The sequence below is a fragment of the Maribacter aestuarii genome (assembly GCF_027474845.2).
Taxonomy (GTDB): Bacteria; Bacteroidota; Bacteroidia; order Flavobacteriales; family Flavobacteriaceae; genus Maribacter; species Maribacter aestuarii.
Genome location: NZ_CP107031.2, coordinates 1,342,097 through 1,357,029, shown reverse-complemented (window position 1 = coordinate 1,357,029; position 14,933 = coordinate 1,342,097). Strand labels below are relative to the sequence as shown.

The 14,933-nt window shown below is 38.6% G+C and carries 16 protein-coding genes; 10 read left to right on the top strand and 6 right to left on the bottom strand.

Annotated features, from left to right (window positions below):
- Both N8A89_RS06100 and N8A89_RS06095 read left to right on the top strand, forming a co-directional pair.
- Positions 1–1,338, top strand: a complete 1,338-nt coding sequence (locus tag N8A89_RS06100) for a dihydroorotase (protein ID WP_281543349.1) — start codon at positions 1–3, stop codon at positions 1,336–1,338.
- Positions 1,335–1,757: a DUF4296 domain-containing protein gene (locus tag N8A89_RS06095; RefSeq protein WP_281541462.1), complete on the top strand. Its 423-nt coding sequence runs from the start codon at positions 1,335–1,337 to the stop codon at positions 1,755–1,757. The genes N8A89_RS06100 and N8A89_RS06095 overlap by 4 nt, the downstream gene beginning before the upstream one ends.
- Here N8A89_RS06095 and N8A89_RS06090 read toward each other — a convergent pair.
- Positions 1,754–2,761, bottom strand: coding sequence for an SDR family oxidoreductase (locus tag N8A89_RS06090; protein ID WP_281541461.1), 1,008 nt, complete (start codon positions 2,759–2,761; stop codon positions 1,754–1,756). The two genes, N8A89_RS06095 and N8A89_RS06090, sit on opposite strands and share 4 nt — an antisense overlap.
- A gap of 107 nt (positions 2,762–2,868) precedes the next feature.
- Between N8A89_RS06090 and tyrS the strand changes: the two genes are divergently transcribed.
- The 3 genes from tyrS (at position 2,869) to N8A89_RS06075 (ending at position 5,157) form a co-directional block, all read left to right on the top strand.
- Positions 2,869–4,164 (top strand): tyrosine--tRNA ligase, encoded by a 1,296-nt coding sequence (gene tyrS / locus N8A89_RS06085; RefSeq protein WP_281541460.1) that lies wholly within the window; start codon positions 2,869–2,871, stop codon positions 4,162–4,164.
- A 64-nt stretch (positions 4,165–4,228) separates the two neighbouring features.
- Positions 4,229–4,627, top strand: a complete 399-nt coding sequence (locus tag N8A89_RS06080; protein ID WP_281541459.1) for a lipocalin family protein — start codon at positions 4,229–4,231, stop codon at positions 4,625–4,627.
- Positions 4,628–4,710: 83 nt separating this feature from the next.
- On the top strand, positions 4,711–5,157 hold the full coding sequence (locus tag N8A89_RS06075) for a hypothetical protein (protein ID WP_281541458.1): 447 nt from the start codon (positions 4,711–4,713) through the stop codon (positions 5,155–5,157).
- On the opposite strand, the gene N8A89_RS06070 is transcribed toward N8A89_RS06075, so the two are convergent.
- The 5 genes from N8A89_RS06070 to N8A89_RS06050 all read right to left on the bottom strand — a co-directional run bounded on the left by N8A89_RS06070 (position 5,154) and on the right by N8A89_RS06050 (position 11,227).
- Positions 5,154–6,131, bottom strand: coding sequence for a LuxE/PaaK family acyltransferase (locus tag N8A89_RS06070; protein WP_281541457.1), 978 nt, complete (start codon positions 6,129–6,131; stop codon positions 5,154–5,156). The genes N8A89_RS06075 and N8A89_RS06070 overlap by 4 nt on opposite strands.
- A gap of 85 nt (positions 6,132–6,216) precedes the next feature.
- A complete protein-coding gene (locus tag N8A89_RS06065; protein WP_281541456.1) occupies positions 6,217–6,540 on the bottom strand; it encodes a T9SS type A sorting domain-containing protein in 324 nt (107 codons plus the stop codon).
- A 178-nt stretch (positions 6,541–6,718) separates the two neighbouring features.
- A complete protein-coding gene (locus tag N8A89_RS06060; protein WP_281541455.1) occupies positions 6,719–7,027 on the bottom strand; it encodes a T9SS type A sorting domain-containing protein in 309 nt (102 codons plus the stop codon).
- A 146-nt stretch (positions 7,028–7,173) separates the two neighbouring features.
- Positions 7,174–8,376, bottom strand: a complete 1,203-nt coding sequence (locus tag N8A89_RS06055; RefSeq protein ID WP_281541454.1) for a multidrug transporter — start codon at positions 8,374–8,376, stop codon at positions 7,174–7,176.
- A gap of 28 nt (positions 8,377–8,404) precedes the next feature.
- Complete coding sequence (locus tag N8A89_RS06050; protein ID WP_281541453.1) at positions 8,405–11,227, bottom strand: TonB-dependent receptor; 2,823 nt, start codon at positions 11,225–11,227, stop codon at positions 8,405–8,407.
- Positions 11,228–11,410: 183 nt separating this feature from the next.
- Here N8A89_RS06050 and N8A89_RS06045 point away from each other — a divergent pair, with 183 nt between their 5' ends.
- From N8A89_RS06045 to N8A89_RS06025, 5 genes are all read left to right on the top strand, one after another.
- On the top strand, positions 11,411–12,097 hold the full coding sequence (locus tag N8A89_RS06045) for a response regulator transcription factor (RefSeq protein ID WP_281541452.1): 687 nt from the start codon (positions 11,411–11,413) through the stop codon (positions 12,095–12,097).
- Positions 12,097–13,152: a sensor histidine kinase gene (locus N8A89_RS06040; protein WP_281541451.1), complete on the top strand. Its 1,056-nt coding sequence runs from the start codon at positions 12,097–12,099 to the stop codon at positions 13,150–13,152. Before N8A89_RS06045 ends, N8A89_RS06040 begins: the two co-directional genes overlap by 1 nt.
- A 61-nt stretch (positions 13,153–13,213) precedes the next feature.
- Entirely contained in the window at positions 13,214–13,882 is a 669-nt protein-coding gene (gene trmB, locus N8A89_RS06035) for a tRNA (guanosine(46)-N7)-methyltransferase TrmB (protein ID WP_281543348.1), read from the top strand.
- 25 nt (positions 13,883–13,907) lie between these two features.
- A complete protein-coding gene (locus tag N8A89_RS06030) occupies positions 13,908–14,537 on the top strand; it encodes a LysE family transporter (RefSeq protein ID WP_281541450.1) in 630 nt (209 codons plus the stop codon).
- A 1-nt stretch (position 14,538) separates the two neighbouring features.
- Positions 14,539–14,886: an MGMT family protein gene (locus N8A89_RS06025; protein WP_281541449.1), complete on the top strand. Its 348-nt coding sequence runs from the start codon at positions 14,539–14,541 to the stop codon at positions 14,884–14,886.
- The last annotated feature ends 47 nt before the right edge of the window (positions 14,887–14,933 follow it).

Genomic DNA, 14,933 nt, shown 5'->3' with positions numbered 1-14,933 from the left:
ATGGGCAAAACACTATTCAAAAATGGTAAAATCGTTAACGAAGGGATTATCCAGGAGCGCGATATTCTTATCGATGGCGAAAGAATAGCTAAAATAGGTCTTGACCTTTCTGATGTCAATGCCCAGGTAATCGATTTGAATGGGAAACATATCCTGCCGGGAATCATAGACGACCAGGTGCATTTTAGAGAACCGGGCCTTACTCATAAGGGAACTATTGCCACCGAAAGCAGGGCTGCAATTGGTGGGGGCATAACCACATTTATGGAACAACCCAACACTGACCCTCAAACTATTACTATTGAAAAGTTGGAAGCAAAATTTGCTTTGGCTAAGGAAAGCTCTTTTGCCAATTATTCCTTTTTATTAGGGGGTACCAACGATAACTTGGAAGAAATAAAAAGACTGGATAAAAACGCCTGTTCGGGAATAAAGTTATTTTTAGGATCATCCACAGGAAATATGTTGGTGGATGACGAGGAGGTAATTGAGAATATTTTCCGTAATACCGAGATGGTTATTTCCACACATTGTGAGGATGAAACCACAATTCGGAAAAATCTGGAAATTTACAAGGAAAAATATGGTGATGCCATTCCAATTGAGTATCATTCGAAGATTCGGAGCGAGGAGGCCTGCTACCTTTCATCGTCGAGAGCCGTAGAACTTGCAAAAAAGACTGGGGCCAGACTCCATGTTTTTCATTTATCCACGGGAAAAGAAACGGAATTGTTCAGAAACGATATTCCATTGGAACAAAAAAAGATTACTGCTGAGGTATGTATCCATCACCTTTGGTTTTCGGACAGCGATTACAAAGAAAAGGGAACTTTAATTAAATGGAACCCCGCCGTGAAGACCGCTAAAGACCGGGATATGCTTTGGGATGCCCTACTGGACGATAGACTGGATGTAATTGCAACCGATCATGCACCCCACTTATTGTCAGAAAAGGATAACGTGTATACTAAGGCTCCAAGCGGAGGACCTTTAGTGCAGCATGCTCTACCAGCAATGTTAGAGAAACATTTGGAAGGAAAAATAACCTTGGAGAAACTGGTGGAAAAAATGTGCCATAATCCTGCTAAATTGTTCCAGATTGATAAAAGAGGCTTTGTTAAAGAGGGTTATTATGCAGATTTGGTCGCGGTTGACCTCAATTCCCAATGGAAAGTTTCCAAGGATAACATAGTTTACAAATGCGGTTGGTCGCCTTTTGAGGGCACAACCTTTAAAGCAAGGGTAACGCATACCATAATAAATGGACATTTGGCTTACGAGAACGGGGTCTTTTCCGAAAATAGAAACGCTAAAAGACTCACTTTTAACAGAAAATGAAAAAATCCACCATCTTTTTCGTTGTATTAATGTTTCTGTTTTCTTGTGCGGAAAAACTGATAAAAAAGCCCGATAACCTAATTCCTAGAGATAAAATGGTAGAGATTCTTAAGGAAATGACCATTTTAAATGCGGCCAAAAGTACCAATTTGGGTATTCTGAAGGATAACGGTATTGAACCTACAACTTATGTTTTTGAAAAATTTGATGTGGATAGTATTCAATTTGTAGAGAGCGACCGATATTATGCCTCTTTGCCACAAGAATACGAAGCCATATATAAAGAAGTGGAAAGCTTATTAGAAGCCCAGAAGAAACGTGTAGAAGAGATAAAGAAAATTAATGATAGTCTAAAATTGATAGACAAGGAATATAGGTTTGATAAGTTAAAGGATAGTTTAAACCTTCCAAAAAATTAAGATTCCTTCGCCAAAAAATGTCGGCTACACAGCTTAATGGTTTTCTCCAAAGGTTCAAATTGAAAATTCAGGGCATTTTTAACTTTGGTACTGCTATAGACCTTTGGGTGTTTAAGGCTGTAAATGGAATTTTTGGTAATCTTTCTTTTCCGTCCTTTAATTATACTTGCAAAAGCATCGACATACCTGCCAATTTGAAGCTGCCATATTTTGAGCTTTTTGCGAGGAGGTTTCTTTCCAAGCTCAAGCGCAATTTTGGTCATAATTTCCTTGAAAGATAGATTTTCGCCCACGATTATAAACCGTTCGGTCCTAATGTCCGATTCCATTAAGCTAATCATAATTTGAACCACATCAGAAACGGACACAAAGCCTGTTTCTCCAGGTGGGTAATAGGAATATCCCTTGTTCACGGAACCAAACAATGAACCACTGCCATCCTCCCAAAATCCAGGTCCCAGAATAACGCCGGGATTAATGATGACAACGGGGACATTTTCTTGAGAAGCTCGCCAGACCTCCATTTCGGCCGAATATTTGGTGAGCGCATATACATTGGCATATTCATCGCTCCACTCATTCTCTTCCGTCAACACCGCCCCTTTCGCACCTCTGCTGATAGTGCCAATCGTACTTACGTAACAGAGTTTCTCAATTTTATGATGAACACAAAGATTGACAATGTTCGTAGTGCCCTCCGTGTTAATTCGTTTCAGTTTTTTAAAATCCCTGGGGTCAAAGGAAATAAATGCCGCAGCGTGATAAACGCGTTTTACACCTTGAAAAGCAAGCTCTAATTTTGGAATATCCAGAATATCGCCTTGAATCCATTCAATCTCATTAAAGATGTCTAAAGGATTTTCAACGTAGTAGGTGAAAACTTTTTTTACGTTTTCCAGTTTATCCGCAGACCTGTAAATAGCCCTCACCTTGGTACCTTTTAAAACCAATTCCAACAATAAATGCGAACCAACCAATCCAGTACCTCCGGTAACCAAAACCATAACTCAAAGTTAGGGAATACCCGTGGATAAATTCCTTTTCAATTAAGGCGTATGGGCGGAATATTTCCTTTTATATTTGCAATCAATAACCATAAGAAAGGAACAGGATGACTTCAAATTTTGTAAAGGAATTGGAATGGAGAGGAATGTTACATGATGCAATGCCTGGAACGGAGGAGCATTTGATGGAAGGAATGCAATCCTCTTATGTAGGAATTGATCCAACGGCAGATTCCTTACATATAGGTCATCTAGTGGGTGTTATGATGTTACGGCATTTTCAATTGGCTGGGCATAAACCTTACGCATTAATTGGGGGTGCAACGGGTATGATCGGTGACCCTTCTGGAAAATCATCGGAACGGAACTTATTGGATGAGGCAACTTTAAGGCACAACCAACAAGCGCTAAAAGAGCAGCTCTCCCGTTTTTTGGACTTTGAGAGCGATAAAGAAAATGCCGCAGTTTTGGTGAACAACTATGACTGGATGAAAGACTTTTCGTTCTTGGATTTTATCAGGGATGTGGGGAAGCACATTACGGTCAACTATATGATGTCTAAGGATTCTGTCAAAAAAAGACTTTCCGCTGAGGCAAAAGAGGGAATGTCCTTTACGGAATTCACGTATCAATTGGTTCAGGGTTATGATTTTTTGCATCTGTATAAAACCTATAACTGTACGCTTCAAATGGGAGGTAGCGATCAGTGGGGAAATATAACCACCGGAACGGAACTCATACGTAGAATTGGCGGTGGGAAAGGCTATGCAATTACATGTCCTTTAATCACAAAAGCCGATGGCACCAAATTTGGAAAAACGGAGAGCGGTAATGTCTGGTTGGACGCTGAAAGAACTTCTCCCTATAAATTTTACCAATATTGGTTAAATACTTCGGATGACGATGCGGAGAAATATATAAAAATATTCACTTTCATTTCAAAGAGTGAAATCGAGGAATTGATACAACAGCATTCGGAAGCCCCACATTTAAGAATACTCCAAAAACGATTGGCCGATGAAATTACTGTAATGGTACACTCACAAGAAGATTTGGAAAATGCCGTACAAGCCAGTAACATTTTGTTTGGGAAATCCACGTCCCAAGATTTAAAGAAATTGAACGAAAAAACGTTTTTGGAGGTTTTTGACGGAGTTCCTCAGGCTGAAGTTTCCAAAGAAGAATTGGAAAATGGATTGGATATGATTGGGGCCTTGGCAGCAAAAACTGGTTTTTTAGTTTCAAATGGTGAGGCACGGAGAGAACTAAAACAAAACTCAATTTCCGTGAACAAGGAAAAAGTAAAAGAAGATTACCTGATAACCACGGCAGATTTGATCAACGAAAAATTTGTGCTGTTGCAAAAAGGTAAAAAGAATTATTTTGTGCTGGTATTCAATTAAATCCCACTTTAACGCAACTAATCCAGAAGTCCTGCATCTTTTCAATAAGTATAGTTAAAAGGTTATGGCAAAATTCTATCTGCTATTTTCGGTTTTGCTTCTCTTATTTTCTTGTTCAAAGGATGAGGATGGAAAAGACTTGGAAGATGCTTCTTTAGAGGGTTCTTGGGTTTTGACCAATGTTAGCTGTTTTTGTGGCTTCCCCGAGGACAATGATTTTACGGAAACCCTGCTTTTATTTGATACGGAAGAGAACAAGGTTACCGTAGATAACCGTGGGAAGTACGAATATTTTAAACCGTCGGGCACTTACTCTTACAACGGTGAGGACAATCGAATAAAATTTGAGGATGGCCGTAACTATCGCTTTGAAATAAATAAAGAAATACTAAATCTCATTTTTATGGATGAGCCTAATATAGCGGACGACGAAATAACATATACTTTAGAAAGGGAACAGTAATTCCAGAAGATTATGTGAAGTAATCATAAATGCTGGAATTATTGATGACTCTAAAAACATTTTCCACACTGTAAATTGCTCTAATGAAAAACGGTCTGTTTACCCTAGTACTATCAATTGTTTTCTTTTCATGCAGTGTTGAGGATTACACGGAGGATGATATCAGTTTGCAATACACCACTCAAAAATGGGAATTGGTACGAATGACGGGAAGCTTTCCAAATTCCGAAACAACCGGTGCAGCAATGGCGTGGCAAGAGTATTATATTTTTAATCCAGACGGTACTTTTTTAAAATCTAGGACTGTGGAAGGGAAGGGTATAGAGGCTAAAGGCACTTTTCAGGTAATGGAATATGATAATGACGAGGCCGATTATTTGGAATTGGAATTTGAAAACGGAAAAGAACTGATTGGTAGTTGTATCCGAGGTGATACGGAGACGTTGGTGTATAGATCCTCTCGTGCTTTGTCCAATACTTGGAATGCGTGTGATGGCCCTGGCTTGGACTATTCGTTGGTCTTGGATTAAAGCGCCATCAAATTACAGCCCCTAATATCGGAATGGTCAAACCGGCCCAGAACTTCAAAACTCCCGTTTTCAAACACCTTGCCTAAATCTTGTGTAGCAATAAATGAACAGGAATTAATGTTTGCCAAGTCAATAACATTGATACCCCCTGTTTTACCCGTGGGATTCATTGTTAGGGCATCTTCTGTATCCCTGATCATTATTTTCATCCAGTGCGGACAATTGAAAATACCGTTACCAAAAGAATAAGCCTGTGAAAGTAACTCGGTCATTCCATATTCGGAATGTATGGCTTCTACTCCAAACCCTTTTTTTAATTGATGGTGAAGTTCCGCTCTGATCATTTCTTTTCGGCGGCCTTTCATGCCTCCCGTTTCCATGATGATTGTGTTTTTTAAATCAAACTGAAATTCTTCGGCGAAATCCAACAATGCAAAAGAAACACCGATTAATAACGTTTTGGTTCCTGAAGCTTCCAGTTGTTTCAATTCAAATCTCAATTTATCGAAATCATTGAGAAAAAATCCACTTTTGGGATGGTTGGATTTTCCAATCAGGTCGTTTACCATATAAATCAGGGAAGACCCTTCTCGCTCTAGGTATGAAGGTAAAAGCGCAAGGATACAGTAGTTTGCGGGATTTCCATAGAAATGCTCGAAGGCCATATTATAACTCTTCCGATAAATAGATACATCTGTGATGAAATGTGAACTTGTAGTAGCACCAGTTGTGCCACTGCTCGTAAAAACCATTTCTGGCTCATCTGAATCGCTTAAAATTTCTCTTGACTTGAAAAATTGAATGGGTATAAAAGGTAAAGTTTCTAAGGAAAGTACATTATTGGGATTAGCTCCAAAATAATCGCAAAATTCCTTATAAATACTATTCGTTCTGTATTGATGCCCAAAAATATCAAGCGTCACGGATAAAAATTCCGCATCCGTTTTGATATTGAAAATTCGTTGATAATCCATCCTACTCCCCAAGTTGCTGCAAAGGTACTGAACCCTTGAGAAAAGAGGATTTTAATGGTAGTTAATCCGCAGGAATTAATATAGTTTATTTCACCACCAACTTCCTATTAATAGATTTACTATTTTCGGTAACCTGAACCACATAAACTCCGGGTGACAACCTAGAAATGTTCAGTAGTTTAGAAGAAATCCTATCGGACAAAACCAATTCTCCGAAAACGTCATAAACGCGAATTTCCTTGGTGTCGTTCTTATCGGTGGTTACATAGACCATGTCCGCGGTGGCGGGGTTCGGGTAGAGCTTAAATCCTGTGATTTCATCATTCTTCAGCGTTCTGAAATCAATGGTATCTTGGGCATAGATACCAATAGAAAAAGCCATAAATAGCATTAAGTAGATTTTCTTCATTTTGTATTGATTTGGGATCAACATAGTAAAGGTACTTATATGCTATGGGCAGTTCATAAAAATGTTGTGAAATCTAATAATTTGTAGGTCAACAAGATAGGCGTGGTAATTCACCGATATTATTGGCAGATTATCGATAAGTGAAAAGTAGAAATTGTAGTAAAAAGCGTGGGTAGGGTTACTTAACGATTAGTTTACGCGTCGCCATTTTATCCTTTTCAAAGACACGTAAAACGTAAACTCCGGCATCAAGATCGGTAACGCTCAATTCTTTTCCTAGGATGGTGGTCTTAAGGACTAGTGTGCCTAAAACATCGTAGATCATAATTTCCTTTGGACTGTTCTGAGCGGTAGTGATGTAAACTTTACCATTGGTAACCGGATTGGGATACATGCGAAAACCATCTATATCCCCATTGCCAGCGGTACTTTGTCCGTAGCTGAAGGAAATAAAAAGAAAGAAAAGAATCGCGTAAAATTGCTTCATATATAGCCGGTTACAAATGCTATGCCACAAATATAGGAATTATACTTCCTGAAAGTCAATGGTATAGGTGGGTTTCTTTCAATTTTTCGATGAAATGTAAAAAAGCCCGCAATTTGCGGGCTTTTAATTAAAATTCAAACGATTTTTTAGTTAATACCTACGGTCCAACCCGCACCCCATGAAGAAACGTTCGTTCCCGTACCGTTTCCTATTCCGCTTATCAAATCGGCCTCGGTTGCGCTGCCATCAATGGAAGTATTCGTAGTAACATCTGTAAAAGTAACATCCGTAAAACTCAAGGTGCCGTCTGAAATACCATTAGATGTTGGCGTAGAGGCCTCGTCATCATCAACAGAAATACCTGTGTTTTTACCCACGATCAGTACGTTGGAAAAAGTACCTTGCGTACCTGCTCTTAATAAAAATCCTCTTGTGCTGTCATTAGCACCACTTTCACTCTCAATAGTTACATTGGTTACGGTAGGGTTGGAAAAAGCTCCGGAGGCATTGGTGAAATCTGTATTAAATCCATCACACTCAAAAGCCTCGTCGCCTATTCCATTTCCTTGCAAAACGTATGCATCTGTTATGGTTCCGCTATAACCTTCAGTCCAGTCTATAGAATCGTCTTCTGCATCGACTACGACTATGAAGCTAGCATTTACAGTTCCTCCAAAAAATTCGACCCCGTCATCTGCACCCTCAAAAGCTTGAATATATTCTATTGTAGTTCCGTTTCCTACCCCGTAGAAAGAAAAGCCATTGTTTTCTGACTGACCATCTGCGGCACCACCAGAATATTGTATACGTACATAACGCAAAACGCCAGAGTTATCATCCGCAATATTTCCTCCATAAGGTAAATTCCCAATTTCTGAAGTCGCTGTTGATGTTCCGGTAACTGAGTTTACAGGAGCTCTACCTAAAAGGATAATACCACCCCAGTCTCCGGCGGCCGGTGTAGTGGAATTGGAGGTAAATATAATGGGATTGGAAGAAGTACCGTTTGCAATAATTTGGGCGCCTTGTTCCACAGCTAAATAAACGTTTGGTCCCGCCTCTGCTTTAATAATAGTTCCAGGTTCTATGGTAAGTACAGTGCCGGAGGCTACAATTGTGGCACCGTTTATAATATATTCTTTACTTGCTTCTAAAGTAAGATTCTCGGTAATAGAACCAGATGCTGGAGTTAAGATTACGGTTTCCTCTTCGTTTCCACCTTCTTCTCCGGTTGTGTTGTTGATGGTCGTCACGCTATTATCGGTTATGATAATATCCGCTGTGTCATCGCGCTCGCAGGAAACAAACAGTGATGCTGCAATACCAAATACTAAAAGTTTATTCTTCATTGTTTTCAGTTTAATAATTATGGAATTTTTAAAATTTATATTTAAGTGTTAGTCCTATATTGATTCCGAGATTATATTCCCTAATGGCTATGTCACCATTCCCGGTATTTTCCCTTATCAATGAGATATCCGGATTTAACAAATTCGTAGCACTAAGATTAGCTTCAAAGTGTTCCCCGATAGGGTTTTTCCAGATGAAGTTTAGGGTTGGAACCGCTTTTTCTACTATATTTCCTAATGAACCTGCTCCTAGAGCGGATATCCTATCAGAAAAGTAAGAGAATACTAAAGTTGCCTTAGGGTTGTAATTTTCAAAAGATGGACTATAATTTAAATCCGTATTAATTATAAAGGGCGATGCCCCTTGTAATGCATCGGAATCTCGATCAAAAGTAGTTCCAAAGGTATTTTCATCCCCGGCCTCTATATTTTTTAAATCTTGATTGGTGTAGGTGTATGCGGCATTTAAACCTAATGAGAGCGTAGTTTTTTCATCTTCATCAGTAATTAGATTCTTTCTCATTTCCACCTCGATGCCTAAAACCTCTGCTTGATCACCGGTACGGAAAAGACGTTGTGTTCCTGTTGCATCTGCCGCAATAACTCGGTTTACAGGATCTTGTATGAGTTTACTGAAAGCAGCTACCGAAATAAGCTCACCACGTTCCATAAACCACTCGTATTTAATATCGAAATTATAGATGTCTGAATAGTTGACACCCTCGCCGTTCTTGCCTCCGAATAAATCCGGATTACCGCCAAAACGTTGGGTTACGCCTTCATAAACAAAAGGGGCTACTTCCTTAAACTCAGGAAAGGAAACCGTGTTACTAAAACCGAATCTTAGGTTGGAATTTTCAGTTAATTTGTAACGAATATTCAAGCTAGGCAGGAAAATGTTTTCATAGACATCTCTAAATCCGGGATCCGAAGGAGGAAGGTTTATTACCTCGTATTGAATATTCTGGCTTACAGATTCTGCCCTAATACCTGGAACGATAAGCAGTTTTTCGTTAAGGCTCCATTCCGCCGTTAGGAATCCTGCATGAATATCTAAATTACCTTGATAACTGTTGTCCGGTAGACCAGGTCTGTTAACCGCGCCAATATCATTATTGATAGGGTTTAGATTCCTTATTTCATAAAGAGCATCTTCCGTTGGTATTAGGCTGCTATTTTCTATGGTGAAAAAGGAATCAAAATTGTTGACGTCCGTCACTGGAGTGGTCCGATCAAAAACACGATAACCATATCTTATACTAGAAAAGTTCCTTTCTTTAGATCTACCGTTGTACCCAAACTTTAAAGTTAGTTTGTCAGAAATGGTATTGGTCAAATTGATAAAGCTATTAAGCTCATCATCCGCTATACTTTGAAAAAAGCGTTGATTTTCAAAAGCTGTATTAGTGAAAAATACAGGGTTCGTATTCGGATCATTATCCAAGGCAAACTGATAATTTTCTAGCGTAATACGCTTTCTATCCGGCTCATCCGAGAAGACTTTGTTATATCCTGTACCCCAGTCCAATATCCATTTTTCATCAAATCGATGTTGTCCAGTAAGCTGATTTACAAAAATCATATCTTGGTTAAACTGTATATTGGAGATAAAGAATCCGTCGTCAGAAGTAATCCCATCACGGTTAAATCCTTCTCCTTGGGTACCAAAAAAACTAACGGCATCCGTTGCGCTGTTAATGAACAGGGAACTGTATTTTAATTTATGCTCGTTATTTATTTTGTAAACTATATTGCCAAGTGCCGTTGTAGTCGTTTTATACGCATACTCCTCCGTATTAGGAAAATCGAATTTCAATACGTTGGTGAAATCTCTGGCAGGCCCCTCAAGAAACTCGTATCCATTTTTAAAACTTGCTGTTCCAAAGAAACTAAGTCTAGATTCTTCATTTAAATTTACGGAGTAACCACCTTCAATGGCCCCATTAATATTAATGGGAGTAGCCATGCTTTCGGGATCAATTCCGTGCGATAGGATTACTGCAAAAGGGTTGTTGTCGTATCTGTTATAAAATCCAAAAAAACTTGTTCCTTCACTTTGTAAAAAATCTTGACCTGCGGCATTGGAGTTGACACCGCTTCCCAAAGCTATCTCCAAATAACCATCACCAGTATATTCCTTTGAATCTATATTTACGTTTCCAGCAGCAAAATCGCCATAAAAAGAGGAGTTGTAAGCTTTGCTCACAGAAACGTTTTCAATAATACTTGAGGAAAATAGATTTAAGTCTATATTCTTTTTATTTACATCATTGGAGGGTAAGGATAAGCCATTCATGGTGGTGTTCTGGTACCGGTCTCCCAAACCACGGACATAAACATTACTCGAACCCTCCTGTTTTGAGATACCTGAAATTTGTGAAACGGCTGCGGCCGCATCATCAATTCCTTTTAAAGTCAACGCCTCTGCACTAATGGCCTCTTGCATTACCGTTGCATTTTTTTGTTGCAATAGCAGTGCTACTTCAGAATCTTTTCTTGCGGAAACTGTAACCACAACCTCGTCCAAGGAAACCCCGGCGGAGGCTCTCATTGGAACGTTGACCGTTGAAACCTTTCCTGACACTACTTCAATGGAAGGTATTTCTACGGTTTCATAACCCAAATAACTATAAACTACGGTATATATTCCTGGTTCTAGGTTGGCAATTTCGTAGAGTCCATCAAAATCAGAGGTAGTTCCTTTTGTGGTTCCCTTAATCAAAACGTTAGCAAATGCCAACGGTTCATCATTAACTTCTTTATCAATAAGCTTCCCTACTATACTTCCTGTGTCCTGAGCAACCCCGTAATAACTGCATAAAAACAAGATAACTAGTACTATTTTTTTCATTAGATGTAGTTCTTCTAAAATCCGTGGCAAAGATCTTAGGAAGGTGTGAAAATGAAGTTATCTGTACGTTAAACATTTATTTTATTAGTGTTAGCTAAAGGTTACCATATTAAATGAATGTTAAGCGACTGCCTAATAATGGTATAATGAGTATTTTTGATAAAATAACCTCACGAAAAAACCATGAAAAAGAAAGACATCAAAATACTTTTAGTAGATGATGAGCCGGATATTTTAGAAATAGTAAGCTATAATCTTTCAGCCGAAGGTTATGATGTATATACCGCCAAAAACGGTGCGGATGGCGTGGCAAAAGCTAAAAAGAAACTTCCCCATCTTGTCATCTTGGATGTTATGATGCCAGAGATGGATGGGATAGAAGCTTGTGAACTTATGCGGAAAACACCTGGGCTGGAGAATACCGTAATTACTTTTTTAACAGCCAGGGGAGAGGATTATTCCCAAGTGGCAGGTTTTGACGCTGGAGCGGACGATTATATTACAAAACCGATAAAACCAAAGGTGCTTGTTAGTAAGGTAAATGCCCTTTTAAGAAGGATTAAGCAAGGTGAAAATTCCCAGGAAGACATTATGCAGGTTGGAGATATTATTATTAATAGGGAGGAATATAAGATTGTTAAAAGCGGAAAGGAAATAATATTACCAAGAAAAGAGTTTGAGCTTTTGGCATTGCTTACCTCAAAACCAAGTAAAGTTTTCAAAAGAGAAGTCATTCTAGATAAGGTTTGGGGTAACGAAGTAGTAGTAGGAGGTAGAACTATTGACGTGCATATTAGAAAACTTCGGGAAAAGATTGGTGAAGATCATTTCAAAACGGTTAAAGGAGTAGGTTATAAGTTTGTGCTCTGATGGCCGTTCGTTCCAAAAAATCATATAAGTTTGCCTTTAAATCAGCAGGGTACATTTCAATAATAATTTTTGTATTTCTGACCTCACTACTCTGGTTCTTTGATTTATTGGGGTGGTATTTATTACTTGCCATCGTTCTTTTTACTTTCCTTTCTTCATTTGTAATTCTTCAAGTACGTATCGAAAAATTTATCTACAAGAGGATTAAAAAAATCTATGATGATGTGGCGCTATTAGAATCCTCTTCGCTGTCTACGGGCCCCATTACTACGGATATGCGAACGCTAACGGCTGAAATAGAAAAATTTGCGCAGGATAAAAAAATTGAAATCGACACCTTAAAAATAAGGGAAGAATATCGAAAGGATTTTCTAGGGAATGTTTCCCATGAATTAAAAACGCCATTGTTTACAGTGCAAGGTTATTTAGAGACACTTTTAGATGGGGCCATTGATGATAAAAGTGTTCGGAAGAAATATATAACTAGGGCCAATAAAGCGGTGGATCGGCTCATTTATATTGTCAAGGACTTGGATTTAATAACCAAACTTGAAGTTGGTGACCTCAGTTTGGAAAAGACAACTTTTGATATTATTGAACTTATAGAAAGTGTTTTTGAACTTTTGGAGATGAAAGCCGCGAAAAAGAACATTATCCTAACTTTTGACACCAATTACGACGAGCCTATTCTTGTTTTTGCCGACAAGGAAAAAATTCAGCAAGTGCTGACGAACCTTCTCGTAAACTCAATAAAATACGGTAATGAGGATGGCACAACGGAAGTTAGTGTGGAGAATTTGGTTAAGAATAAGGTAATTATCAGGGTCACGGATAATGGTGAAGGAATTCCAAAACAACATATTCCAAGACTTTTTGAGCGCTTTTATAGGGTTGATCAGAGTGGAAGCAGGAGAGAGGGAGGTTCCGGCCTTGGGCTAGCCATCGTAAAACACATTATAGAGGCGCATGGTGAAAAAATATATGTAGAAAGTGTAGAAGATGTTGGGTCTGAATTTTCATTTACCCTGGAAAAAAGTAAATCTAAAATAGCCTAGCCATATATACCACCTTCAATATTGAATTTTAGTAGTTTTGTTGGCACTTATAAAGTTGACCGTGGGAAGTAAAAACAAGCTTAAAAGATTCGAAGAAAACAAGACATTCCAGAATGTTATACAACCAACTAGGGAGGAAATTCAAGAGGGTTTTGAACTCAAGGGAAAATGGAACGAGCATTTTGGGAACGATAATCCAATTGTACTAGAGTTAGGGTGTGGTAAGGGGGAGTATACCGTTGGTCTAGCCAAACGAAATCCCAATAAAAATTTTATAGGAATAGATATAAAAGGAGCACGCTTTTGGAGAGGAGCAAAAACCGCCATGGAAGAAAATTTGCAGAATGTCGCTTTTTTAAGAACACAGATTGAACTCACAGATCGACTTTTCTCAAAGAATGAAGTTTCCGAAATTTGGATAACATTTCCAGACCCCCAAATCAAATACAAGCGAACGAAGCATAGGATGACCAATCTTTCGTTTTTAGAGAAATACAGAAAAATCCTTATGCCAAATGGCACTATTCACCTTAAGACAGATAGTGAATTTATGCACGGTTACACCTTGGGTCTTTTGCACGGATTGGGATATGAGATAATCTATGCCAACCACGATGTTTATAAAAATGAAGGTAGTCCAAAAGAGGTATTGGAAATACAGACTTTCTATGAAAATCAGTATCTTGAAAAAGGCAAACCAATAACCTACATCCAATTTAGGCTGAACTAGTTTCAGTTTAAGACCAATTGACCAAATGACGCACTTGCTAATTCTATTCTTCGCAACTTTTTCGGCGGCTTTCATGGCCACGGTACCACCAGGGTTGTTGAATATGAATGCTGCGAAAACAAGTGTAGAGAAGGATAAATTAAATGGTATCATCTTTAGTTTAGGCGTTTCAACGATGATAATGCTTCAGGCGACTGTGGCCGTTTTTATTTCCAAGTTTTTAGATAGAAATCCAGATGTTGTTGCGGTGCTTTTAAAGATTGCCGTTTTTGTTTTTGCCGCCTTGGCAGTCTATTTTTTTGTACTTGCGAAAAGGGATAAGAAGAAGAAAATCAAAGCGATAAAAATCAGTAAAAGAAACAGCTATTTTAAAGGAATGTTTCTAGCAGGCGTTAATCTTTTAACAATACCCTACTATAGTGGCCTTAATATTATGTGGAATGCGTCCGGCTGGATCAAGTTCATGGTTTGGGATATCGTCATTTTTGTTTTAGCTGCAGGTCTTGGTACTTTTTCCGTATTGTATTTGTATGTTTTCTACTTTAACAAATTGGAACATAAAACCAATAAATTTGGTAAGAACGCCAATTATATTCTGTCGGGTTTAATGTTTTTGTTGTTAATAATAACCGTTATTCGAGTTTATAACAGATAAGATGGCGCAGAACGACAACTTCTTTCAAAAAGTCTATGATGTGGTCAGGCAAATTCCTTTCGGCCGCGTCACTTCATATGGTGCCATCGCAAAGTATCTGGGTGCGGCTAGAAGTGCCAGAATGGTCGGATGGGCCATGAACGGGTCAGGTAATATGGAAGATGTTCCTGCCCATAGAGTGGTCAATAAAGCAGGCTTGTTGACTGGTAAGCATCATTTTGATGGAACTAACCTTATGCAGCAATTATTGGAAAGCGAAGGAATAGAAGTAGTCGACAATCAAATAATAAACCTGGAGAAGCACTTTTGGGACCCTTGGAAGGAATTGAGAGCTGAAGATGAGTTATAGCTTCGAGATAGGACTGTAAGAAACCAAAGCTTCATAATTCTATTTCA